Raw genomic sequence first — 25361 nt, forward strand, 5'->3', positions numbered from 1 at the left:
GTCAGCTCCTTTCCCGCCATGCCGCCCAAAAAGCGGCGCCGGCGCCATTATCCGTACTGTATCCCGGAGGTGCCAACAGCAACCGCACCTGCCGTTCCTGACAATACTTTGCCATTTGCCGACGTAAATACCCGTTGGCCATCACCCCGCCGGCCGCCACCAATTGTGTCATATGTTGCGCCGCAGCCGTGTCCAACAACTGTTCCAATCCTCGCCATACGGTTGCCAACGTATGCGAACAACATCCGGAAGGCGTCCTTTTCTTCGCCTGAATATCCCGTTGAACCTGTGATTCGGGACCGGAAAAACTGATATAGCCGTCCTTGCAAAAAACCGGCGCCCCGACGACTGTCGAAGCTTCGGCAGCCGCCAACCGTTCCACATGCACGCCTGCCGGAAACGGTAATTGCAACGCCACGCCGACCCGATCAATAAATTGCCCGGCACTTAAATCGCTCGTCCCGCCGATACAAGTAATTTCCAACCCTTGTGCATCCGGACGGACATGCAACAATTCCGTTGTTCCTCCCGATACATGCAGCGCAAAAAAAGGAGCGGTGGCAATATTTCCCACAGCACGCAACACCGCCAACATATGATTTTCCTGATGGCTGATGATATATACGCGTATGCCCAACATAGCGGCAATAGAACGGGCATATCCCAATCCCGGCAAAAATGCCGGCATATACGATTCCGGTCTTCGTCGCGGTTGTCCCGTCACGCCCACACCGGCCAACTCATATTGCTGAAAAATAGGTTGCAGCCGTTCAAACAATTCCGGCAAATTGCGCGTATGTTGATAAATCATATTCGCTTGTGACAGCCCGCGTTCTCCGGAAGGTACCTTTAATATTTTACGGGCATCCGCTAAAATTTGAAATTTTTCATCCACCACACAAAGCGACGTGGTGTAACAACTGGTATCGATTCCCAAAAAAGCTTTCATTCTTCCTTCATCCTGCTATAAGTTCCTAACACGCCATTGACAAAACGAGCCGCCTCACTGCTGCAATATTCTTTTGCCAACAACACCGCTTCATTTAAAACCACGGCCGTCGGCACCGGTTCTTTCGGATACTTCATTTCACATAAAGCCAGCCTCATAATATTCTTTTCCGTATAATTCAGCCGCTGTATATCCCAGTCTTTCGCCAAAGAACCGATAATCCGATCCAATTCTTCTTTCCGCGCTCCTACAGTTTGCACTAAGTACATACAATACGCGCGTCGTTCCGGCGTTAAGGCACGTGCCTCCGCCGCAGTATGATCAAATATTTCCTGCTCCGCATATTGTATATCATCGGGTGCATGAAATTCTCGCGAATACAATATTTCCAACGCCTCTTGGCGTTCTCTGTGTCTACTCACCTGTACCTCCTATCCTGCCGCTTCGGGAAACAAATCTTCCACCTTTACCTGTACCGTCCATCGCGTCGCTGTCGGTAAAGACTGCAACGCCCGCACGACCGCCTGTTGCACCTGTAACGCTGCGGTCCGCACCGATTTTCCCTGCTGTACAGCAATACGAATCGTTACCACCGCCTCATTTTCCCGTTGCCGTACCCGCACCCGCCGCGTGTCGCACAGCGCAACATACGACACGGTCTTTACCGCCGCTTGTACGACATCGGCAACGGCAGCGGAACGAACGACATACGAAAACCGCTCATTGTTCCGATCCATGTTCCGCACCGCCTATACCGACCGAAGAAAACACCACCGCTTGTACGGCAATATGTACTGCCGTTACCTGACAACCGGTCATTTGTTCCACCGTTTCTTTCACTGCTTTCTGAACCGCCAATGCCACATCGGGAATACGACAACCGTAAACCACGACAATACGCACCGTAATTTCTATGTCCTGTCCGGATATTGCCGTTTCCACCCCGTATGAATGCTGCGTACGCCCCATTTTTCGTGCCGCCGTTTCGGTCAACGTCGCTTCCAAATCCGCAACATTCGGAATACGCCGCGCCGCGCCGGCCGCCAACAGAGAAATCACGCGCTGTGAAATATGAATATCCCCGAATATCGTCGTTTCCGTCGTTTCCATCCTGCGTCCTCCGTAAAATTCACAAAAAGCGATGATATTCTCATCGCTTTTAAAAAATCGCTCCTTTATAATGTATTACGCTCTGCCGATATATTGCCCCGTTCTCGTATCAATCTGCAGGACTTCGCCTTCATTAATAAAGAGAGGCACTTTGACAACATATCCGGTTTCCAACTTCGCCGGTTTACTGCCGCCCGTTGCCGTATCACCGCGTACGCCGGGATCCGTTTCAATAACCTTTAATTCTACGGCGGCCGGCAAATCAATGCCGATTACCTTGCCCTTAAACATCATCACCGAAACTGTCATCTCTTCTTTCAGGAAATTCGCGGCATCCCCCAGATTATCCCGATTCAATTCAATCTGTTCGTATGTTTCATTATCCATAAAACAGTACATGCCGTCATTTTCATACAAATATTGCATTTGACGACGATCCACATGTCCGTCCTGTACTTTTTCTCCGGCATTCCATGTGCGTTCCACGACAGCCCCGGTTTCCAAATTTTTAATTTTCGCACGGACAAACGCGGCACCCTTTCCCGGCTTTACATGCTGAAATTCGACAACCTGCCATACTTGACCGTCAATTTCAATTGTTACTCCCGGTCTGAAATCATTACTTGTAATCATCGTTAAAATTCCTCCTAAAACAGCTCCATCAACTCTTTAGATGTCTGTGTTAATACTTCACAGCCAGTAGCTGTAACGGCAAGGGAATCCTCTATACGGACACCATATTTGCCTTCTATGTATAATCCCGGTTCAACCGTGACTATCATATTCTTCCGTAACGTCGCCGTAGAACGCGGCGACAAAATCGGGGCTTCATGAATTTCCAGTCCCGTTCCATGTCCCAAGGAATGAGTAAAATACTTCCCCATGCCCCGTTCGGTCAAAAACGCTCGCACCTCGGCATCCGCTTCCCGACAATTCATTCCGGGTTTGATAAGCGAAAGGCCTAATTGTTGACTTTCCCGGACTAACCGATAAAACTCTTTCTGCTCTTGCGAAGCGTGTCCCAACACAATCGTCCGTGTCATATCCGAATGATAGCCGTTCCAAACGGCGCCAAAATCAAACGTAATAAAATCCCCCGTTTCCAAGGGTTTATCCGTCGCCGTACCGTGAGGCATGGCGGAACGTTTACCGGAAGCGACAATCGTCGTAAACGACTTCTCTTCCGAACCGGCCAAAAGCATTTCACATTCCAGTTGCGCCGCCGCCTCCCGTTCCGTCATGCCGGGATGCAATCGCGGCAATACCTTGGCAAACGCCGCATCGGCTATAGCACACGCTTTACGAGTAGCCGCAATTTCCGCAGACGTTTTAACCGCCCGCAACGGGGTCAAATCTACGCCGACAAATCGCCCCTGCGATCGTGCCGCCAACGCTTCATACATGTAATGGGTCAACACTTGTTGTTCATACAACACCTGTCCGGCCGCCGCCAAAGACCCGCTTATAGCGGCCGCCAATTTTCCTTCATGATTTTTAACCGCATACACCGTTCCGGATTGCAATGCAGCTTGCTCCGTATACCGTGCATCGGTCCACAATTCCGCCGTGGCATGCGTCACTACCAACGCTCCTTCGCCACCGGTAAAATCGCTGAAATAGCGCAAGTTTTCCGGCTGTAGAATAACGACACCGTCGGCATGTTGCGTAGCCATATATGCTCGTAAATTCTTCACTCTTTCTTGTATCATGCGCATCTCCTAATTTATATTTTACATCTTATCTTACCATATCGACGGCCATTTGAACAGCTTATTTATTCACAAAAGGCAACTCTCTTTCAACTTCCGTCAACTTTCGCCACTGTCCCGGAGAAAGTGCCGGATCCAAACCTAACGCCCCTATCTTGCGACGATGTAGAGAAAGCACTTGTAAACCGACTGCGGCACACATGCGTTTCACTTGATGATACCGCCCTTCGTACACGGTAATTTCCACGGTTTGCCCGTCAGTGTGAAGCGCTCGTGCCGGCAAACAAACTGTGCCGTCGGCTAATACAATCCGTGATGCAAAACGTACTGTCAAATCTTCGGGAATATTGCCGGACACGGTCGCTTCATAGACCTTATGGCAATGTTTTTTCGGCGACAAAATCCGATGCGCCCACACGCCGTCATTCGTTAACAACAACAGACCCGTCGTATCTTTGTCCAATCGCCCTACCGGAAACACCCCGCCGGTACGACATGACGGCGGCAAAAAATCCAATACTGTGCGACAGACCGCATCGGTTGTTGCTGAAATCACGCCGCGCGGCTTATGCAACATAATATAATAAAACTCTTCATAACACACAGGTTGTCTATCAACCTGTACCCTATCGACGCCCGTTTCCACAAGCTGCGCACCGTCCCGACATATCTCCCCGTTCACCAGTACCCTTCCTTGCCGGCACAGATCCCGCACCTCTTTACGGCTTCCCTGCCCGCTGTGACTGAGCCACTTATCCAATCGCAATCTCTTTGCCATCGCTTACTCCTACAACCGATTCGTATTCGTCCAATTCGTTTGACATCCCGACGTACCGACCAAATGATTCGTACAATTAATCAACGTCGCCACACTACGTTCCCCGTAATATTCCACCACATTAAATGCCGTGTTGTACTGCTGAAAACACCAAATACGGGATAATTCCAGTCCCAATAATCCGAACAACATACAACGAATCGCCGCACCGTGAGAAGCAATAAGCACCTTGTCCCCATCCGCATGGTGTTCCATCAACCGGTGAATTTGCTCTACCGTGCGTTGTGCCACATCACAGAAAGATTCGCCGCCACGCGCCTTCATCATGCCGTCGGAACGATAAAACGCTTCTATTTCACCGGGCCATAATTCCCGAATTTCTTCATACGTATGCCCTTCCCAAGCACCGAAATCAATTTCACGCAAAGCTTCATACGTCCGCACCGTCAATCCGTGCGGACGCGCTACGATTTCCGCCGTTTCCTTGGCACGTGACAAAGGGCTGCTGTATATTGCTTGAAAAGGAAAGTCTTGAAAATACCGCCCTAAAGCCTCCGCCTGTTCTCTTCCTCGCGCATTTAACGGAATATCGGTTGCTCCCTGATACCACCGTTTTACATTCCCGTCCGTTTCCCCGTGACGTACTAAATATAACGTAATCATAAATCCGCTTTCCTCCCTTTCTTCCGCCCTGTCCGTAATCTATCCCCTACGCCGACCGTACCACTTCCGTCGGCACGCCCCTTTCACCGGCGTGAAAAAACGTTTCCTCCCGTATAGCGGGAGGAAACGTAACATCCTGTAAGAATGTTCACTTTTTTATTTCTCCGTACAAATGCTCTATTTCAGGCAAAATAATTTTCTCCATACTGATTTTAATTAAACTCGGTAATCCCGGCAAAGCAAACACGGGACATTGATGAATCAAACCGGCTGCCGCCCTATATGTCAACGCTTCCAAGCCGCACGCTTTACGATATGCAAAAAACAACACCATCTCCGCAAATCCGGGAATGGTCTTTTCCATCAGCGGAACCAACGTTTCCAACGTAACATCCCGTTTGGCCAAGCCGGTACCGCCGCTGGTGATAATCATATCCACACTGCATACCCATTCATGAATATGACGCAAAATAGCCGCTTTATCATCCTTTACAATCGCATAATCCACCACTTGATGACCATAATTTGTCAAACAGGACTGAATCATCAAGCCGTTAGTATCATCGGAAAACGTCCGACTGTTGCTAATCGTCAAAATGGCGGTTCGCAACGGCTGCCGCGTACTTTTTGTTACCACCTTTCAAGCCTCCTTTTACAGTACTACAACCATTCTGTATAGACTCTTATTTTTATTATACCATTCCTGTTCTATAAAAAGAAAGTATGTACGCCGGAAAAAATAGTACTGTTCATGCCGCATTTATACAAATACGCATTTTTTTGTTATACTGTACATAATACGATTATATGTATACCTACGCGTAGAACTTCTTACGAAGTCTGCCAATTCTTACAAAGGACGGAAGCTACTATGACTCAATTGCTGCATTGGGGCGGCAGTGCCGTTACCCTGATCTTTTTTATCGCTCTCTGCTATTCCCTTTTCACCGCTTGGCGTAAACGCCGACGCGAAAACCGTCGCCGCCAAGACTTACAAACCAAAACACATACGAAAGTAAAACAGGTTCATCAATACGATATTAAACCGGTAAAAGGAAACTATCGGTACCCCTTGGAACCCGTCGCCACCTTACGACGTCCCGTACACACCACCATCGGTCTGGACTTGGAAACCGCTACGGAACAGCCGTATTCCATTGCCCTCATGGCCTTGACCTTTTATACGGAAGAAACCTGCAAAGCCCAACGCTATTTTTATGTCCAACCGCCCGAAAACGACTTGCATTGTCTCCGCAGAAAAGACATTACCTGGTCATCGCTCCGCTTAGCCGATACCTTTGATGAGTACTGGCAAGCCGGATTAAAAGACTGTTTTTCCCAAGGCGTGCTTGTCGGTTGGAATATGACGGAAAAATTGGGAGCCGTCGCCCATGCTTTAAAAATTTACGGTCTTCCCATGGTTTCCTGTCGCTACATTGATGTAAACGACATCCGTCGGGATCTGTACACGGGCGTTCCCAAAACACCGACCGCCACGGCCCGAGCTGTCGGCGTTACCTGTCCGGACGAAGATATCCCGCTGACCCGAGCGCATCTTGCCGTGCAAATTCTCCAAACCGTCCAACGGGACTATCCCCTCTATTTACCTCGCATTCGCTATGTAGGCCAAGCGCCGGATATGCAACAACGCAGTGCCGCCGTTATTGCCGCCGCCCATCATGAACCGGTCGGCATCCGGGAAATTTTTACGACGACACCGCCGGACAGGGACTTACTGCAGACCTTAATCAAACAAAATTATCTCACCTATCAGGCTGAAAACGACACCTATTACGCTACCGAAACGGGACTTGCCTTTGCCTATACCTGTCAATAAATACTGCCTGTTATGTTCTGCAAAAAAAGGACACGAACTTCCGCTGAAGTCCGTGTCCTTTTTCGCTACCCGCCTGCCGCTTTCTGTCCCGTCAGAACTTATACGTAAGCTGAATCCGCGAGTAATCGCCGAGCGTAAAGTGTTCCGCCCCATAAATCGTATCCCGTTGCCGCGTACCTTTCGCATCAAAGGTAAAGTATCCTTGTAAAAGCAAATCCTTCTTAGGTACATATCCGGCACCGACCGTAAAGCTGCTAATGCCGTCCAAATATCGATCCGGCACACCTTCCGCACCGGTACCGCCGAAGAATGCACCGTGCCCGAACGACTTATAATCGGCAAAGAAATTCCAGCTTCCCTCTTGCGAGGCATCACTGCGACCTATATCCAACCGCACCACCCGGAAGGACGGCGTAGACCCGATATTTCTGCCAAGTACTCTAAAATCAGCCGTGCCTTTCGTATGCTCAAAAATACTCGAGCCGTTCATAAAACGCCCGTAATCCGTATAATTGCGACCGTAATCCAGGGAAAGCGATACGTCCGGTCCCATTTGCCACTTGGCGCCGATACCGAGAACCCGCACCGTTTTATCAAAAGTAATCGTTCGATTCTGATTTTCTTGTCCCGCATGTGCCTCGGCATACACCACTTTTTCACGGGTATCGCCTTGCGATCCGAAATACCAGGCTTGCAGCCCCAATTCAGAATTTATTTGATGTTTTACTTGTATAAAAGCCCCTCTTGCCACCGAAGGAATTTCATCCTTACGAGTAACCAAGCCGTTTTTTACAAGAATCGGACGTCCCAGGATCTTTTCAAACGCAGCTCGCGGTCCCGTTGAACCGCTGTCACTGACCCGTAAAATAGTCTTATCCAATTGTTCTAAGAATTTTGCCACAAACTCAGGAACATGTAATTTGTAAATACTGTCTGTTCCTACTCCATTATTTCTGGCCAAGGTGTAATTTGCCTTATACAAAATCGTGTCCATTTTGGCCATATAATTATCAAATGTATACATTTTTCGCGAAGGATATTTCTTTTTTCGCTTCTTCCGTTGCCTTCGCATCTTCCGTCAAAGCCCCTACCAGCTGGGAATCCGGAGTATCTAAAACCCACTCATCCTCTTCTGCATTCTCTAAAGAAATCCCGTTACCGGCATAACGATAGGTCTTGGAATCACTTGAATCTTGATACCATTCCCCTGTATCAGTCCGTTTAAAAAAATTACCGTCATTATTACTCTTCAAATTCGCTCCCTTATAGTTATCTAAGTCACATAACGCATTAGCACGCCCCAATAAATTATATGACGCTTTTAATTCGGAATTTATCTTTTGAAACGCCGCAATGCCGACAGTACCGTCTGCATGGTGCACTATCGTCAAGGCCTCCGGATCGTTCAATTTGACGCTTCCCGCATTCTGCAACGCCTTCTTCGCCTTTTCCCGTGCAGCTTTTACAAGGTCCGAATCAAACATTGTCGGTTCTACACCGGTATTCCCTGCTCTGCGATAAATATACTCACCCTTTTTATTCTTCAAACGATATATATAGATATTCTTATGAGCATCATCCTGTCCCTTTGATAAATCTTGTTCCACGCCCATAGACTTGGGTTCCCCTGACCGGGTTTCAAAAACATCGGGATACGCCTTTATCAATATTCCTTGGAACCGTTTCACTAATTTTAATTGCCGTTCAACAAATTCCGTTTCTTTTTTCGCCTTTTCCGCCTCGGAAGGATTTGTTTTCAAATAGTTATCCCATTCATCCGAAATATCTTTTAATTGCTGATAAAAAAACATATCTACCTGTTTACCCGCTTTTACATCGCTCTGATATTTTGCTTGGTAAAGAGCGTTATATGCCTTCGTTTGGGTATCTATATCCGTATCACCGGCTTCATCATAGGCCAACCCTATCAGCTCGGTCGGTTTTAAAGGTCGATAAAAATCAGCATATACAGAATGTGTATACGGCGAATCACCGATCCCTGTACTGTGTGCAAAAGAACCGTATCCCACACGCACTTGTGTATTTTTATTCGTATAAACCGCCCGCACCCCGTCAAAGGTACGCCCGAACCAGTACCCGCTCACGCCCATCGGCTCCGTCAATCGGCCAACGGAAAAATCCCACGTTCCGGCATGCCGTGTCAAGTCCGCTTTTTCCAGACGTACTTTCGTCAAGCCGCGATGAGGAGCCGTCGTATATTGCGTATCGCTTTGATTGCTTGCCGACAAACTTCCTGCCACTTGCAACGATGTATGAGAAGTAATGTTTCCCCCTACACCGACTGTAAATCGCTGTTCCCAACGATGTTCCGGTTTATCCTGTAAATTTCGCCAAGCATTTTTTTCACTCATCGTATTTTCTCGGAACGGCGGAATGGCACGATTTTTTCCTCCCATAGCATTAAATCGCATTTGATAAGAACCGAATACATGTAGCCCTACACCTTGCATATTCCCCGACGAAGTTTCAATAAAATCGGATAATACGGTCTTCTTCAATGTTTTCCGCACATTTACGGCAGAAATGGACGGTGCCGCACCGAACTTAAAGTTTACACCCCACCGATATGTACGCGCTTGTGTCGCCCGATCATCATCTCGGTGATTAAAAATATTATTAATACCGAAGTAGACTTTCGCATCGTCAGATAATTTTTTTTGAATCATCAAATTCCATGTTCCGAAGGTTTTACGTTCATACATATCCGCACTTTTTGCAGAATTAGCAGGCTGCTTAGTCTGTAATATATCCGGCCAATAATTGCCTTTATTTTTCAATGTATGACTATCCAACATATGAATATAATAATTTCCCCAAAGCTGTCCGCTCCAACCGCTCTTCTTATTATCATAAGTTAAAGAAATATCTACCTTATGTATCGGTTTATCCAGCAATTGTTTCGGCAAAAGAGGGTCACTTTTATTAACAGCATGCAACCATGTCCAGCCGGCTTTAAGTGCCCAATGTTGTCCGAAATGTTGTTTCACTTCCGCTTCCGCACCGGTAATTTCTACTTGCCCTATATTCTTAAAACTATATACTAAATCAGGTGCTTGTATCCATTTATTATCCTCAGATAAATCAGGCGCAAAATCTTGCCATTCTCCCGTATAATATACAGTCATATAATTCTTGATTTTATTATGAAAAACACCCAATCTGGCATATGTATTTTTGTTTTCTCCTTCTATACTCATATCCATATTCACAGATGTTTCCGGTTTTAAGGAAGGATTCCCCTTCCAATACCATCCCATCTTGGCATACCCCATCCCCACAGGATTACTGCCGTACATTTCCCAATTGTACCAAAGTTCTCCCATACCGGGCTCCGTATACCCCGTACCGACATTCACTTTAAAACGGCGATGCGGATTATGATTTACCTGATACGTCATGCCCAAGTTTCCCGATACATGAGACCCGAATAACGAACTGTGATCCAACCGAATAATCGGCATAAAAATCGTATTTTCATCGGCTTGAATCGTATCTTGCAAGAAAATATTATATTTTTTAATTTTTCCCCAACCTGTGGTAATGCGATTATTGCGCTCATTATAATTTTGTAAAAAACGCTTGCCGTTTAAAATAGGAATATCTTTCTCCAACTTCTTCCAATCTTCCGGGTTTTGCTTATTAATATGCGCCTTATATTCGTCATATTCAATGCCGTATTTAAAATAATCACTCACAATATTACCGCGTTTAGTATTCCCGCCATGCTTCGACGTTTCCTCTTCCAACCGTTTCTTCAACGCCTTCCACGCCTCTTTTTTCGCATCGGACATCGTACTATACGCTTCATTATCAATATCTCCGCTCGTCCATAATTTATAGTCCACCCAATCATTTATGGTCAAAGTCGGGTTAAAACTCGTCCGGTCCTTTTCATTATACCCGTAATACTCAAATTCTTTATTCCACTTCCCATCCGGTTTGAATTTATAATCATGCAAATGCGACCAAATATATTCCCCCTTCCGATCATCCGCCTTCATAAAACTGTCTAATTTTTCTACCAGCAACTCTTTATCATAGTCAAACGGATCAACATATTTATATCTCGTATGAGGAGAGGATTTTAACCGACTTCCTTCTCCATATTCGGAAGAATACGAGCCGCCATAAGAAAGTAAATGTTTATCATTGATTTGTGTATTGGCGGCAGCCTTAATATCAGTCTGTCTATGTCGTATATCATCAACATAACGCAATTCATTTTTTCCGTCAAATTGCGACTTGCCAAAATAATTAATTAAGGAAATATCGTCTTCTTGCAATTTGGAATAGTTTACTTCTATATTCCAATCGGTATTTCCTTTTCTGCCGTCCCACGCGACATTATAGCTGTCCCGTGTTGAATTACGACGAAAAATTTGCTGCGGCTCCAATTCATTATCGGAATGTTTCATCGTGCGTTCTAAATCTTCCGTATACCGATCGCCGCGGAATTTCAAAGTATGATTACGTTTTAGCGCATACGTTCCGGTAATCCCTACATCTTTCGCCTTACCATAAAATCGCAACGCATTCGGTTTAAATCGGTTTTGATCTTGTCCTTCCAAAATAGAATTAGTTTTCTTCCACTCCCGTGTTGCCAATACGGGCATCACATCCCGTTTACTCATGTATACGCCGACCCGCGCTTTGCCGATTTGTCCCGAATCGGCCCGCAAAAAATACGTGCTGTACGGGGCCATGCCGCTCATGCCGTTCGTGCGCATACCGCCTGCATTAAAAATAATTTGCGGTTTTTTAGCGGCCTTTTTCGTAATAATATTAATTACGCCGCCGATAGCATCGGAGCCGTATTTTGCACTGGCCGCCCCTTGAATCACTTCAATATGATCGACATTTTCCGTCCCGATCCGCATGACTTCGTCCATTTGTCCGGAATATTTCGCCAAATCCCCCATAACGGCCTGGCCGTCTATAAGAATCAACGTATGCCGCGGTTCCGCGCCTCGTATGGATACGCCTACACGCCCCATAGAATCGACAGTACGCGATACGCCCGTTTGTGTAAAAATAATATCTTCTACCGTTTTAGCCTGCTTTTGTTCAATATCTTTTGCCGTAATAATCGATACTTGCTGCGAATTAAATTTCGCTTCTTCTTCCGCTGCCGTAGCCCGTACATATACATCCTTCGTGGAAACCCCGGCCGCCGTCACCTGTCCCGTACCCGTCAAAGGCGCCGTCATCCAGAAAAACACCGCACAGGACAACATGGTTCCCCATGTCATTTGTTTCTTACTCCTACCGGAAAAAATCATCCTATTCCCTCTCTTCTCTTGGTAAAATACGCATTTTTTGAATATGTATATCATTAACAATTTGATAATAGCAAAAATTACTTTCATCTGTCTACTCTGTTTGTCCAAAAAATACTCCATTCGGACATTTATTTTAGCCAATAAAAAAAGTCCCCTTCTTCCAAAGAAGGGGACTTTTCCCGCATCAGTCCGTCATCGGCTTTACCTTATGCCGTTTCACCCAATACACCACTGCGTATCCCGCCAAAAGACAGACCAATAAAATACAAAAACGCTGCCAATGTTCATGCAATTGTAATAAGTCATGTCCCAGCCAAACTTCGACACAAACAGACGGCAACTTGCCGGCAATATTGGCCAAAAAATGATCTTTATAGGAAATACGGCTCAACGCACTTAAGGCCGTAAGTGCCACATTAGGCGTATACGGAATAGCCCGTCCCAGCATAATCGTGCGCATATTACAATGAGAATCCAGTTTCTGCAACTTACTGCTTTTTTGAATAATCTTTTTCGCTTCACCGCGAAACAAAGTACGCATAAAAAAGAAAGCAATCTCAATCCCGATTACCTCTCCGATCCACGAAATAACAATTCCCGGACCCACTCCGAAAACCAGACCGTTTAACGTTAAAAATTGAATGGACGGAAACCCTACGGCATTGACCATAACAATTAAAAGCATACACAGCCCGACCGCACCGTATCCGAACGAAGCAATATACGTACTCAGTCCCTGTACATCTCTATGCCATACATAATGCGCCACGGTGTGATAAAAATGAGGAATAACCGCATGAATCAACCCTAACACGAAGACAATTAACACCGCTCCCAATAATTTGACGAGCCACTTTTTTTTCGTTTCCGCACTTATCGACATGTATCTCTCGCTCCCTCCCATGCCATACCCGGACGACTATCGCCACGAATTTCTTTCATTTTTCAGGAGGGTAGGAAAAACAAAAAAGCCTTCCTGTACATATCCTCATTATAGCATAAAAAAAATGCTTTTACAGTGCTTTGTTTCTAATAAACATTCTTTAACTATAACAGGTGCGAAGAAACAAAAACTCTTCGCACCTGTTATAGTTTTTATATGTAATACGGGTTTATTTCCTAGACGACATGACTGACGTGTATTGTACTAATAATTGTTTTACCGCCGCTAATTCTTCTTTTTGTTTTGCCACCGCCGCCTGCAACTCGGCAACTTTTTTTGTCATATCGTTCGTGTGAACCGATTTACCGAAAGCGAAACTTAAACTCCCGTTAATAACATTTTGTTTCGCCCCTAAAGACGAACCGAAACTCCAAAGCGTTTGCGCATTCGGACGATAATATATGCCTAATGCCATGACATTAGTATTACCTGCATGTCCGAAAGCCGCGGACAGATTCCAAGTACGACTCGTATCCCCTGCCGGATGTAAGGCTGCCAACGCTGCCGCCCCGGCACTATACGACTGTGACTGCGTATCCAGGTCATTAACATGTGCCGTCAATTGATCCATCCGTCCCTGCATAGAAGTCCGGATATTATCCACTCGCTTTCCCAAATCTTTCAGCTGTCTTACATTAACCGCATCCGTATCATAACTGCCGGCAGCGACGTTAATAATTTGGCGAAACACATTATGATCCGCATCGCCAACGGATACCGCTCCGCGCGTACTTATGTATCCAGAATCCGCATTATCCGCCTCTCTGTCACCGTTAGCAGGTTGCACGACATGCGCTTTTTCCTGCAAAGGATCATATCCCAAAGCTGCCGCCCTATCCTTATTTGCAGGACGATCCGATACCGCCTCCGAACCTAAAGCTACATTTCCATTCCAAGTTGCCTGTGCATTAGCCCCAATAGCAACAGCATTCTCACCGCGCCCTAATGCCGTGTCTCCGATAACAATACTTCCCTTAATTACTGAGCGTGCATTATTCCCAATAGCAATACCGCTATCTTTTTTAGTCATTGCTTCGGTTCCAATCGTAATCCCCGGGCCTTTTCCTACAGATACTGCCGGTGTAGAAGATGTAGAAGTCATGGAAGCCTGCATTTTCTTTTCCAACGCTTTCAATTGCGCTACGTTAACAGCGTCTGTGTCTTCGCTTCCCGCAGCTACCCCCACAATTTGTCGTAACACATTCTGATCCGCAGCCCCAACGGATACAGCCGCACGCGTGCTGACAAACGGATCGATTCCGGAAGCATCCTGTTCCTGCACATGCGTCTTTCCGGTAAACGGATCATAGCCGACCGCCGTCGCATCTTCACAACCGGCTTCCCGCATAGCTTGGGAATCCGCTCCCAGCGCTACTGATTTAGCCATGGCAGCCATCGCTTTTGTACCGAACGCCACACTGTTTTTTCCATTGCTGTACGCCTGTGCCCCAATGGCGACAGCATTGCCGTTACTTACCGATTTCATGCCGATCGCAATACTGTTATCGGCTTGAGCGGCGGTACCTAAAGAAATAGAATTATTTCCCAGTGTTTTCGCCAACGTGCCAATCGCAATCGTATTAATCCCGCGTCCTGAAGCGGAAGTCCCGATAACGACTAAATTCGTATCCGCTTTTTCGCTCGCATGATTAGGGCTGTCGGGAGTTCCGGCTTGTGCTTTTACCCCCAAAACAATAGATTTGTCAAGTTTACGCCGCACCAGATCCGCCTTATCCGGCGCTTCGCCGAGAATAATGTTTTCTTGCCCTTGTATATTCATTCCCGCACGCGCGCCTACGTATACATTAGCATCTCCTTTCGCGGCAATACCTGCGTCACGCCCTATTGTAATACCGTCTATGCCGCTATTTTCCGCACCGTTCCCAATCGCCACGGCATTTTCGCCGGTAGCTTTAGCGCCTTTTATAATATTTTTATACCCTTTACCGAAAGAAATATTTTTCCACTTCACCATAGTTTCTTGCGAAGGTACGGGAAGCGTAGGTTCCGACGTTGTATGAGGCGTAGTGTCCGTCGTAGAAGACGTGGAACCGGTACCGGCCGTAGTACTGCTTCCCTGTCCACTATGGGCGGAAACTGTCCCTTGTAGCAACCCGGCATACTTTTTATCCAGCGCTTTTAATTGCGCCACATTAACGGCATCCGTATCATAACTACCGGCGGCGACGTCTGTAATTTGTCGCGTAATCCCGTTGGCAAAGCACCCTACAGAAACAGCGCCTTTTGTAGCTGACCAAACAGCGCTCTGTTGATAATACAAAGTTTGTGCATTAGTCCAAACTGCTTTCTTGGTTTCATTATCAGGGTCATCGCCCAATGCCGTATCCGCATTCTCAAAAGCTTTTTTCAACTGCAATTCTTTAGCAGTTTGCCGATATAATCCATCTTGAGCCGCCGGATCGTATGCCGGTTTATGGGTCCTAGCCTGAACATATTCTTGTGCGGTCACACCAATATTCGCTTTTCGATAAGCATTGGAAAAAGAACCTAATGCTACCCCATCATCTATATTAGTATACGCATCAAATCCGATAGCCACACTATGTTCACTCATGCTCCTCGCTTTTTCCCCTAAAGCCACACTCTGTTTTTTACTATTCGAGTCCGCGCCGACAGCAATACTGTTCAAACTTTTTGCATTTGTTCCTACAGCAATTGTATTCGTGCCGTTTCCTAAAGCATGCGTACCGAAAACAATCACATCCTTGGTAACAGCATTGCGAATCTTCCACATATTGGCTACACCATCATTCACTCCGGCCATCGCTTGATATCCCAGCACTACGGAATTTTCCACTTTTACCGTTTCCAGCGTTTGCGTTCTTCTCCGCGCACCGATCGGTGATTTGGGAATATCGCGACCTACCCCCAAAATAATATTATTATCACCTTGTGTATTCTTGCCGGCATTAGTACCGATATAAACATTATTTACACCGATCGATTGCGCACCGGCTTGTGCGCCTACTGCCAGCAAATAGGATGCGGAAGAATTTAATCCGGAATCAACACCAATGTAGACCGAAGCCTCTTGTTGTGTTTTATCTTTTTCCGCTCCCGTTTTAGATGTATCTGCAGGTTTGTTCTTACCGGCATTTCTACCGATAGCGACACTATTTTTGCCGTTACTTTCCGTTCCTTGTCCGATAGCTACCGAACCGGCTCCGACCGCCCCGTCATTATTGTAATTTTTATCTTGTGTTGCCGAACTTCCCTCGGCCTTAACAGAAACGAAGTGTCCCCCCCCATTAGACACTTCTGCAGCCATTGTCCCGGATAACCCCAACGTGCAAAAAGCTGCTGCTAAAGCGGCTGCTGCTTTCCAATGTACTGATTTCTTACTTTTTAATTTCCTATATGTTTTCATAGACCCCTCCTAATTTTAATATTTTGATAATTAATTTCAATTACCATGTTTTATATTTTACTTATATTTACAAATAATGTCAAATTTAAATTGCACAAATATCCCCTACACCTGTTCAACAGGCAATCGGATTTACGTGGCATCCATTATTTTAGTGGCATTACTTATTAAGTATTTAAAAACATTTTCGTGTATACCTTGCTGACCGCTTATAGAGTAAATACTATTACTTTTACTATTTTCTATAGCCTACGATACGACCGCTCATAGGTCCCAAAAAAAGACAACAAAAAAATAGCATATCCGAACCATATACACGCTTGTAATCTGATAAAATCTTTCGTTACAATAAAAGTATCCCCTAAGAGATTCTTAGAAAATACCCGGTATTGCTCCGGTTATCAAGGGGTTTGCACAGAGGAGGTCCGCATGAATAAAACTGTCAATTCTCGTCACCGGCTGCTCGCCGCCATTCTTTCGATAGAAGGACAACTGCATACTGCCGCCGCATATACCGACTTACTTCCGACTGTATTGCCGAATACGCTGCCTTTTTTATTACATCGTGCCGGTACCTTACAAGCTTGGGACTCGCTTTCGCTTTGTTCTTATTATGCGGATCTGCTAAAATCAAAAAAACGAAACTGCAATATTATATACGAAAGGTATCTGTATATTCAATCTCACCTCTATCCGGAAAGGCAATCACCGCCGGCGCTATATTTACGACAACGAGCCGCTGAAAAACAATCGCTTATACACTACATTCTCCGCGAAGAATTACGTTGGGAAGCGCAATTATATCGCCAATATCCGCGTTTACGAAAAAAGGGTGCGCCTCTATACCAAATCCATACGCCCCGACCCGACATTTCTTTTGAACTCTCTATACAAGGAGAACTATATACGTATTCGCGGTTAACGTTGCAGACTTTGTTGGCCTATATCACTCAATTACGCACGCGGCAACGAAACTTCAATAAAATGGTTTGGCAAAATATTTGCCGTATATCCGGATACGCGTACTTGCAGGAAGAAGCATAATCGTCGCGCGCCCGTAAAAAAAGCCCCTATACGCACGTTCTATGCGTATAGGGGCTTCCTGTTTACGTGTACTTTTTACTGTGCTTTGGCAACTTCTACTAATTTAGCAAAAGCAGCGGCATCATTTACCGCCAAATCGGCCAACATTTTCCGATCCACCGCCACGCCTGCTTTCGTCAAGCCGCAAATAAAGCGACTGTAACTTAAACCGTGTACGCGTGTAGCGGCATTAATACGGGCAATCCATAATTTACGAAATTCACGTTTTTTGACCCGACGGTCACGACGTGCATAAAACAGGGCTTTCATAACACTTTCGTTTGCTTTTTTGAACAAACGGCTACGTGTTCCGCGATAGCCTTTAGCCATTTTTATAATTTTTTTATGACGCGCGTGTGCAGTGACACCAACTTTAATTCTAGCCATAATTCCATTCCTCCAACTTTATATTAATATTTACTCACTCTTAAATGTACGGGCACATTTTGCGAACAGCTTCCGTCATGGTTTTAGAAACAAGCGTAGCTTTTCTCAAATTACGTTTACGTTTCGGGGATTTGGATTCCAATATATGGCTTTTATACGGTTTCATCCGTTTTACCTTACCGGTTCCTGTAGTTGTAAAGCGTTTTGCCGCAGCACGGCGAGTTTTTAATTTCGGCATAATAACGACTTCCTCCTCTTACTTCGCTTTATTAGTAGCCATGACCATGGTCATATTTCTACCTTCAATTTTCGGTTCTTTTTCTACGTGAGCCGATTCTTTCAGCTCATCAGCAAAACGTATCAGCAAGTCGCGCCCTAATTCGGGATGACTCATTTCCCGACCGCGGAACATAATCGTCACCTTAACTTTGCTGCCATCTCCTAAGAAACGTTGTGCCGCCTTCATTTTGACATAAAAATCATGATCTTCAATATTCGGGCGCAGTTTTACTTCTTTCAACACCAAAACTTTTTGCTTTTTCTTCGCTTCTTTTTCCCTTTTTTGTTGCTCATACCGATATTTGCCATAATTCATAATACGACAAACAGGCGGTTTTCCATTCGGAGCCACTTCTACTAAATCCAGATGACGTTCTTCCGCTATCTGCCGGGCCGAACGAATAGACATAACACCCAATTGTTCATTTTCGTCACTGACCACACGAACTTCACGGACCCTAATTTGATCGTTGATACGTACTTCCTTACTAATGATCTTTCACCTCCATAAAAAAAAGAACGAACAGCACACGCTATCCGCCCTCATACATTCATCATAAACCCTAGTAACATTGCGTCTTGTAAGGTGAGAAACGGATAGTCTCTGCTTGGTTTTAACGAAAAATATTATACCAAACAGTTCTTTATTTTGTCAAATTTTTTACGAATAAAACCTGCCTATGCCATACTATACTAAAAATCGCTTACTACCGTCTATCGCCGGCTAATTTTGTTCTTTTTTTCACTATTAATATATTATTGAACCAAAAACCCCGACAGATATATTCGTTTTTTTTCGCTAAACCGATGACGATATTTTTAATACGAACAACAATTTTAAGAACCCAAACTTCAAATTGCATGATTTTTTTATCTCATTATAAAAACGTCTTGCATATTTAGCATGATGAATATCTTTTTTTCTCTTGCATTTGTTTGTGAAAAAATATACTATATACACAAAGAGTTTGTGAAATTTAGAACTCTTATTCATGCATATCCATATATGCAATCCCATTCGGCTCCTTTATCCGCCCCCGGAAAAGGAGCTTCCCTCCGAAGTTATTGCGAGATAAGCTCGCTATACTTATATATATTACATCTATTAATATTTTTAAAGGAGTGGTCATCATGAAAGAAGTCGTAATTGCAAGTGCTTGCCGTACAGCTATCGGGAAATACGGCGGCGGATTAAAAGACGTATCCGCACCCGAATTGGGCAGCGTCGTTATTGCGGAAGCTATCAAACGGGCAGGAATTAAAGCCGATCAAGTAAACGAAGTGGTCATGGGGAACGTATTACAAGCTGCAGGCGGACAAAACCCCGCTCGTCAGGCAATGCTCAAAGCCGGCATGCCCGTAGAAATTCCCGCTATGACAATAAATAAAGTATGCGGTTCCGGATTGCGTTGCGTTTCTTTGGCGGCTCAAATGATCAAAGCCGGAGATGCCGATATTGTAGTTGCCGGCGGCATGGAAAATATGTCTCAGGCGCCTTATGCCATCCCCAAAGCGCGCTGGGGCTATCGCATGGGCAACGGCACCTTAATAGATACTATGATCAAAGACGGTCTCTGGGATGCGTTTAATGATTATCATATGGGCATTACGGCGGAAAATGTTGCCGAACAATATGGTGTTACCCGGGAAGAACAAGATAAATTAGCCTATGCTTCGCAAAAAAATGCTTGCGCGGCAATCAAAAACGGCTTATTTAAAGACGAAATCGTACCGGTTGTAATTAAAACGAAAAAAGGGGAAGTCGTATTTGACACGGATGAATTCCCGCGTGAAGGAACGACGTTGGAAAGTTTAGCCTCCTTAAAACCGGCCTTCAAAAAAGGCGGTACCGTTACTGCCGGCAATGCGTCCGGGATTAATGACGGAGCGGCCGCTTTCGTTATCATGTCTGCAGACAAAGCCGCTGAATTGGGAATTAAACCGCTGGCCAAAATCACCTCCTATGCTTCGGCCGGCGTAGATCCCAAAATCATGGGAACCGGTCCCATCCCCTCTTCGCAAATCGCCTTGAAAAAAGCCGGCTTGACAGCTGCCGACATGGACGTGGTCGAAGCCAATGAAGCCTTCGCCGCCCAAGCTGCGCATTGCTGCAAAACATTGAACCTTGATATGTCCAAAGTCAATGTACACGGCGGCGCTATTGCTTTGGGTCATCCTATCGGTGCTTCCGGTGCCCGTATTCTGGTTACCCTTTTATATGCGTTACAACAAGCCAAAGGAAAATACGGGTTAGCTACCCTTTGCATTGGCGGCGGACAAGGCGCAGCCTGCGTAGTGGAAAACCTGAAATAATAAATTATCGCCCCCTATTCCCCTTGTACGGATCCGTCCGTACAAGGGGAATATTTTACGCCATTAGCGACGTTTATACATCGCTATGAAAAAAATAATTTTTTCAAAAATGATTTGATTTTAAAGCTAAAAATGTTAAAATTAACGTACTTGCTAAATAACGATTTGATATGAAAGAAGGACTGATAATGAAAACTGCACACCGTAAAATGTCTTTGGTACAGCTGACCTTTGTTACCGCCGCCAATATGTTGGGAGCGGGAATCATTATGTTGCCGACCAAACTTGCCGAAGTAGGCACGATTTCCCTCTTGTCTTGGATTATTACTTCCTTAGGTTCTCTGGCGCTGGCACTTACCTTTGCCCGTTGCGGAACATTTTCCGCTAAGCCCGGAGGAATGGGCGGATATTCCGAATATGCCTTCGGACGAATAGGACATTTTATGGCCAACTATGCGTATGCAGTTTCCATTGTCATCGCCAATGTGGCGATCGCAATTTCCGCTGTCGGTTATGGTGCCGGCTTTTTGGACACTTCCTTCACTCCGTTACAGACCTGTCTCTATGCCATTGCCCTGCTCTGGCTGGCCGCCGTCTTAAATTTCAGCGGCTCTCGGTATTCGGGAAAACTCAGTGCCTTAACCATTTGGGGGGCAATTATTCCGGTCTTGGGACTTTCTCTGATAGGCTGGCATTGGTTTCACCCGCATCTCTGGCTCGCTTCTTGGAACCCCCATCACTACGGTTATATTACCGCTGTCGGGAATTCCATCGCCTTAACCCTTTGGTCTTTTTTAGGATTGGAATCGGCCGCCGTCAATATGGATGCCGTAGAAAATCCGCAACGCTCCGTTCCTATTGCGACATTTATCAGTACAGTCTGTGTCGCGGTCATCTATATTTTATCCACTAACGTCTTAGCGGGAATTGTTCCCAATAAAGACATTTTAAACTCCGGTGCGCCTTTCGGCTTGGCATTTGCCCACATGTTGGGTTCTACTGCCGGAAAAGTTGTCATGGGCATGATGGTATTTTCCTGTGCCGGCTCGCTGCTTTCTTGGCAATTTACCTTGGCTCGCGTCTTTAAAACCAGTGCCCAACGCGGTCTGTTTCCCAAAGTCTTTGCCAAAGTAACGCGTGCCGATGTTCCTGTCAAAGGTATGATCGCCATTTTAGCGATGCAAAGCGCCTTGGCCTTTATGACCATCAGCCCTACCTTGGCTAAGCAATTTGAATTATTGGCAAATTTAGCCGTCGTAACGAATGTAATTCCTTATATTCTTTGTGCCGGCGCCTTGAAAAGTATCCTCAAGAAAGAACACGTGCCGCTTGCTGCCTGCAACAGAAATACGGCGTACTTTTTGGCCGGAGTTTCCATAATTTATTGTTTTTACTCTCTTACCACCACAAATATGACCACCTTTACCGGCGGCTGCATCGCCGCCTTTGCCGGTTGGCTTATTTATGTCGTACGATTTACATTATTAAAACGAACGATTGTAGAAATAAAATAAACGGCAAAGCGGTCACCGCCTACGCAGAGAAAAACGCATATGGTATTACCGAGTAACTTTCTTGTACCTTACCGTAATACGATACGAATAAAAAGGAGCGGTACCGAAAGGAGAATATTTATCTCCTTTCGGTACCGCTCCTTTTTTCTCTACGCCGCATCTCCCCGGCGCCTTATTATGCCATATTCGGATACGAGGTTTTCTTTTATATTATTTATTGTTTTATCACTAATACAAATTGACGAAATGACTTATTATTCTTACAATAAAATTAACAACCGTAAATTTCACGACATACAACAATTTTTTCCAAAGGAGGTCTATACTATGTCGCATACGCAAAAACCGGAACCGGGCGCTCCGTCCAATCCCTCCATGTCGCCACATCGTTCCTATGAAGAAATCAACGCCTATGTAGTAGGATGGGGATTATTTTTTGCCGCCCTATTTTCCCTTGCCGTCGGCTACTTATGTTTGAAAATCGGACAAACAGTCGATGCCTTTGCTCCCGTATCGGTCTTAGCCATGGGCATGGCGATTCTGTTCAAACGCAAGAACGCCTTTCCCGAAACCGTTCATATTCAAGCAATTGCCAGTGCCGGCACCAACATTCTCGGTGGTACCATGTTTATCTTACCGGCCCTGTTCATCTTGCATATACACGGTGTTTCGTTTGCGGAAATGGTTATTCCCATTATTTTAGGCGGTATTTTGGGCGTATTTCTGGCGACCGCTTTTCGCCGCTATTTTTGTGAAGAAATGGATGCCGCCTATCCGTTTCCTTCCGGACGCGCCGCCGCGGAAGTATTACAATGCAATGAAGGCGCCAAAGCCCGCATCATGGTACTTAGCGGAATACTTGCCATGGCCTATGACTTTATTTTAAACACCTTAGGCTGGTGGCGTGAAGTATTAAGCACCCAAACCTTCGCTTGGGGGCAAGCGTTGGCGGATAAACACAAGCTCTTATTCAGTTTGGATAACGATGCGGCGCTGTTAGGCATCGGTTACTTTACCGGTCTGCGCTATGCCGCCATCATTGCCGCCGGTTCCTTTTTTTCATGGTTCGTCTGCTTACCGGTCGTATACTACTTGGGCGGCTCCCACGTCATGATCGTCGACGGTCAATCCGTATTATTGTCACAAGCCCCCATACGAGAAGTATTTAACCAATACGTCCGTCATATCGGCATAGGAATGCTGGCCATGGCAGGAATCATCGGCCTGCTCACCATGTCCAAAGTTGTCGGACGTGTCGTCAAACGAGCCCTCCGGGATGCCTTTTCCGGGCAAGTAACCGTCGCGACCGGTTTATTACGTACGCAACAAGACCTGGCCATGTCGCGCATCGGTTTCGGCACCTTACTGATGGCCGTCTTCTTTGCAATTTTCTTCCATATTACTTGTGCCCAAACCATCGCCCAAACGCTCTTAGCCTTCTGTATTGTCTTAATTTTTGCGTTTATGCTTTCGGTTGTAGGCATCAGCTCTATCGCCTTTACAGGCAATGAACCGGTTTCGGGGATGACCATTTTCATGATCCTCGTATCGGCCGTCATCATGAGCGCCGCCGGAATGCACGGAGAAAGCGGCATCATTGCCATTTTACTGATGGCCGCCTTCCTTTGTTCTACCTTGGCCGTTGCCGGCAACTTCATGTCGGAATTAAAAGTGGCCTACTTGACAGGCGCTACGCCAAAAAAAATGCAACAATGGCAACTGGTTTCCATCCTGTTGGCCGGCGTCGTTTCTGTCGGGGTCATATATCTCTTAAATCATGCTTACGGATTTACAGGCGCCAATGCCTTAGCCGCACCACAGGCAAACGCCATGGCCGCTATTGTCAAGCCGATGATGGACGGCGGTGCCGCACCTTGGCCGCTCTATATGGCCGGCGCCTTTTTCGCCGTGCTCCTTTGGATGATGAAAGTGCCGCCGTTGGCCTTTGCATTGGGCACCTATTTACCTATGGAAATCAATACACCGGTTCTCATTGGCGGCATTATTTCCTATTTGGTTTCCCACAGCAGTACCGACGAAAAACTAAATGCCCGCCGCTTAAGCGAAGGCGGCACCGTAGCTTCCGGGTTTGTTGCCGGCGGCGCTATCGGCAGTTTATGCAGTGCCGTCTTACATATCGGCGGCGTCCGTTGGTTTCAGGAAACATGGGTCACCTCTCCGGAGGCTACCTACTTGGGTGCATTGACATATTTGGGCTTATGTGCCTTTATTTATTACATGGCCAAACGTATAAAAAAATTTTAATAAAAAAAATCAGCTGCACCGCAAGTTACCGCTCCCCTTCCATCGACTGCCCGGGAGACCGTCAAAAGTACAGCTGATTTTTTATTCCCTACACTGCCGGTCATGCCGGCAAGACAACAGACCGGAAAACCCGTAAGCCACGACTAACGTCACACTGACAAACACATACATAACCGCAATAAAAACTATATCGCGAGCAATCGTCGGCCACTGCCAAAAAACAGACATTTGCCACCACGTTTTTTGCACTGCCGGAACCCAACAACTGCCGCCGGCCAGCAACAACCAAGCCGCTATATAGGCGCACACGGAAATGGCCTTATCCTGTCGACCGAAGCGGGTTTCACGACTCCGTATATAACACAAAGGGACGATAAAAGACAAAACCCCATATACCGCCAGCGCCACTACGGCACTGGAACCGCTATGAATCGTATACGAGCCGATCGGAATAGGGATAATAAAAAAACAAAGAAAAATACTTTGCCTCCATATATCACGCCACCAACTCATTTCTCATTCCTCCTGTGTATCGTCGTTTTGTTAAGTATACCATAGGTATAAACGATATACCAAACTATATCCGATTCATTCTGTCTTATTTTTGTAATATATGACAACTCTCAAACAACCGGTCAATTCTGTTTATTTTTTATTGACACCCTTTTCATTCCGTGATAGACTTACGTCAACAACTCAAAACCAAGGCAATGAAGAGAAGAGTAAACAGAAGGGACCGGCACAGAGAATTCCCGCTCGGTGAAAGGGAATCCGGAAAGTTCTGTCGAAGATGGACTCGGAGCCGATCGGTTGAATAATTAAACCGTCCGGTTGCACCCGTTA

General features: G+C 45.9%; 20 protein-coding genes, 1 pseudogene and 1 other annotated feature (1 of these 22 cut by a window edge). Of the genes and pseudogenes, 5 read left to right on the plus strand and 16 right to left on the minus strand.

Features of this window, described 5'->3' with window-relative positions:
• Nucleotide 1: 1 nt before the first annotated feature.
• The 9 genes from HMPREF1039_RS02990 to HMPREF1039_RS03030 form a co-directional block, all read right to left on the minus strand.
• Nucleotides 2-949, minus strand: a complete 948-nt coding sequence (locus HMPREF1039_RS02990) for a tRNA (adenosine(37)-N6)-threonylcarbamoyltransferase complex transferase subunit TsaD (protein WP_007390940.1) — start codon at nt 947-949, stop codon at nt 2-4.
• On the minus strand, nt 946-1371 hold the full coding sequence (gene nusB / locus HMPREF1039_RS02995) for a transcription antitermination factor NusB (RefSeq protein WP_007390961.1): 426 nt from the start codon (nt 1369-1371) through the stop codon (nt 946-948). The genes HMPREF1039_RS02990 and nusB overlap by 4 nt, the downstream gene beginning before the upstream one ends.
• A 9-nt stretch (nt 1372-1380) precedes the next feature.
• The gene (locus tag HMPREF1039_RS03000; protein WP_007390913.1) at nt 1381-1686 is read right to left on the minus strand and encodes an Asp23/Gls24 family envelope stress response protein; all 306 of its coding nucleotides are present in this window, start codon (nt 1684-1686) and stop codon (nt 1381-1383) included.
• On the minus strand, nt 1670-2059 hold the full coding sequence (locus HMPREF1039_RS03005; RefSeq protein WP_007390985.1) for an Asp23/Gls24 family envelope stress response protein: 390 nt from the start codon (nt 2057-2059) through the stop codon (nt 1670-1672). Before HMPREF1039_RS03005 ends, HMPREF1039_RS03000 begins: the two co-directional genes overlap by 17 nt.
• Before the next feature lie 75 nt (nt 2060-2134).
• Nucleotides 2135-2692, minus strand: a complete 558-nt coding sequence (gene efp / locus HMPREF1039_RS03010) for an elongation factor P (RefSeq protein WP_007390964.1) — start codon at nt 2690-2692, stop codon at nt 2135-2137.
• A gap of 14 nt (nt 2693-2706) precedes the next feature.
• Nucleotides 2707-3768 carry a M24 family metallopeptidase gene (locus HMPREF1039_RS03015; protein WP_007390954.1) on the minus strand — a complete coding sequence of 354 codons (1062 nt, stop codon included), beginning with the start codon at nt 3766-3768 and terminating at the stop codon, nt 2707-2709.
• Nucleotides 3769-3829: 61 nt separating this feature from the next.
• Complete coding sequence (locus tag HMPREF1039_RS03020; RefSeq protein ID WP_007390945.1) at nt 3830-4546, minus strand: pseudouridine synthase; 717 nt, start codon at nt 4544-4546, stop codon at nt 3830-3832.
• 9 nt (nt 4547-4555) lie between these two features.
• Nucleotides 4556-5209 carry an alpha-ribazole phosphatase gene (gene cobC, locus HMPREF1039_RS03025; protein WP_007390967.1) on the minus strand — a complete coding sequence of 218 codons (654 nt, stop codon included), beginning with the start codon at nt 5207-5209 and terminating at the stop codon, nt 4556-4558.
• Between the two features lie 148 nt (nt 5210-5357).
• A complete protein-coding gene (locus HMPREF1039_RS03030) occupies nt 5358-5846 on the minus strand; it encodes a MogA/MoaB family molybdenum cofactor biosynthesis protein (RefSeq protein WP_007390932.1) in 489 nt (162 codons plus the stop codon).
• Between the two features lie 234 nt (nt 5847-6080).
• On the opposite strand from HMPREF1039_RS03030, the gene HMPREF1039_RS03035 reads away from it, so the two are divergent.
• Nucleotides 6081-7046 carry a 3'-5' exonuclease family protein gene (locus tag HMPREF1039_RS03035; protein ID WP_007390941.1) on the plus strand — a complete coding sequence of 322 codons (966 nt, stop codon included), beginning with the start codon at nt 6081-6083 and terminating at the stop codon, nt 7044-7046.
• A gap of 91 nt (nt 7047-7137) precedes the next feature.
• Here HMPREF1039_RS03035 and HMPREF1039_RS03045 read toward each other — a convergent pair.
• From HMPREF1039_RS03045 to HMPREF1039_RS03055, 3 genes and pseudogenes are all read right to left on the minus strand, one after another.
• Nucleotides 7138-12346, minus strand: a pseudogene (locus HMPREF1039_RS03045) (TonB-dependent receptor plug domain-containing protein).
• Nucleotides 12347-12530: 184 nt separating this feature from the next.
• Nucleotides 12531-13229 carry a TVP38/TMEM64 family protein gene (locus HMPREF1039_RS03050; RefSeq protein WP_007390959.1) on the minus strand — a complete coding sequence of 233 codons (699 nt, stop codon included), beginning with the start codon at nt 13227-13229 and terminating at the stop codon, nt 12531-12533.
• A 229-nt stretch (nt 13230-13458) separates the two neighbouring features.
• Nucleotides 13459-16677: an adhesin gene (locus tag HMPREF1039_RS03055; protein ID WP_007390953.1), complete on the minus strand. Its 3219-nt coding sequence runs from the start codon at nt 16675-16677 to the stop codon at nt 13459-13461.
• A 429-nt stretch (nt 16678-17106) separates the two neighbouring features.
• Between HMPREF1039_RS03055 and HMPREF1039_RS03060 the strand changes: the two genes are divergently transcribed.
• On the plus strand, nt 17107-17721 hold the full coding sequence (locus HMPREF1039_RS03060) for a DUF4125 family protein (protein WP_007390934.1): 615 nt from the start codon (nt 17107-17109) through the stop codon (nt 17719-17721).
• A 75-nt stretch (nt 17722-17796) separates the two neighbouring features.
• On the opposite strand, the gene rplT is transcribed toward HMPREF1039_RS03060, so the two are convergent.
• The 3 genes from rplT to infC are packed head-to-tail and all read right to left on the minus strand — an operon-like array spanning nt 17797 to nt 18922.
• Nucleotides 17797-18147 (minus strand): 50S ribosomal protein L20, encoded by a 351-nt coding sequence (rplT, locus tag HMPREF1039_RS03065; protein WP_007390935.1) that lies wholly within the window; start codon nt 18145-18147, stop codon nt 17797-17799.
• Between the two features lie 40 nt (nt 18148-18187).
• The gene (gene rpmI, locus HMPREF1039_RS03070; RefSeq protein WP_007390957.1) at nt 18188-18385 is read right to left on the minus strand and encodes a 50S ribosomal protein L35; all 198 of its coding nucleotides are present in this window, start codon (nt 18383-18385) and stop codon (nt 18188-18190) included.
• 18 nt (nt 18386-18403) lie between these two features.
• Nucleotides 18404-18922: a translation initiation factor IF-3 gene (gene infC, locus HMPREF1039_RS03075; RefSeq protein WP_176603339.1), complete on the minus strand. Its 519-nt coding sequence runs from the start codon at nt 18920-18922 to the stop codon at nt 18404-18406.
• Nucleotides 18923-19557: 635 nt separating this feature from the next.
• Between infC and HMPREF1039_RS03080 the strand changes: the two genes are divergently transcribed.
• The 3 genes from HMPREF1039_RS03080 to HMPREF1039_RS03090 all read left to right on the plus strand — a co-directional run bounded on the left by HMPREF1039_RS03080 (nt 19558) and on the right by HMPREF1039_RS03090 (nt 24518).
• Entirely contained in the window at nt 19558-20739 is a 1182-nt protein-coding gene (locus tag HMPREF1039_RS03080) for an acetyl-CoA C-acetyltransferase (protein WP_007390928.1), read from the plus strand.
• Nucleotides 20740-20927: 188 nt separating this feature from the next.
• Complete coding sequence (gene potE / locus HMPREF1039_RS03085; protein ID WP_007390970.1) at nt 20928-22253, plus strand: putrescine-ornithine antiporter; 1326 nt, start codon at nt 20928-20930, stop codon at nt 22251-22253.
• A 327-nt stretch (nt 22254-22580) separates the two neighbouring features.
• Nucleotides 22581-24518: an OPT family oligopeptide transporter gene (locus tag HMPREF1039_RS03090; RefSeq protein ID WP_007390982.1), complete on the plus strand. Its 1938-nt coding sequence runs from the start codon at nt 22581-22583 to the stop codon at nt 24516-24518.
• An 81-nt stretch (nt 24519-24599) separates the two neighbouring features.
• Here HMPREF1039_RS03090 and HMPREF1039_RS03095 read toward each other — a convergent pair whose 3' ends face one another.
• A complete protein-coding gene (locus HMPREF1039_RS03095; RefSeq protein WP_007390966.1) occupies nt 24600-25031 on the minus strand; it encodes a hypothetical protein in 432 nt (143 codons plus the stop codon).
• Nucleotides 25032-25219: 188 nt separating this feature from the next.
• Nucleotides 25220-25361, plus strand: a binding site (T-box leader); it runs 101 nt beyond the window's last position.

The organism is Megasphaera lornae (assembly GCF_000214495.1).
GTDB lineage: Bacteria > Bacillota > Negativicutes > Veillonellales > Megasphaeraceae > Megasphaera > Megasphaera lornae.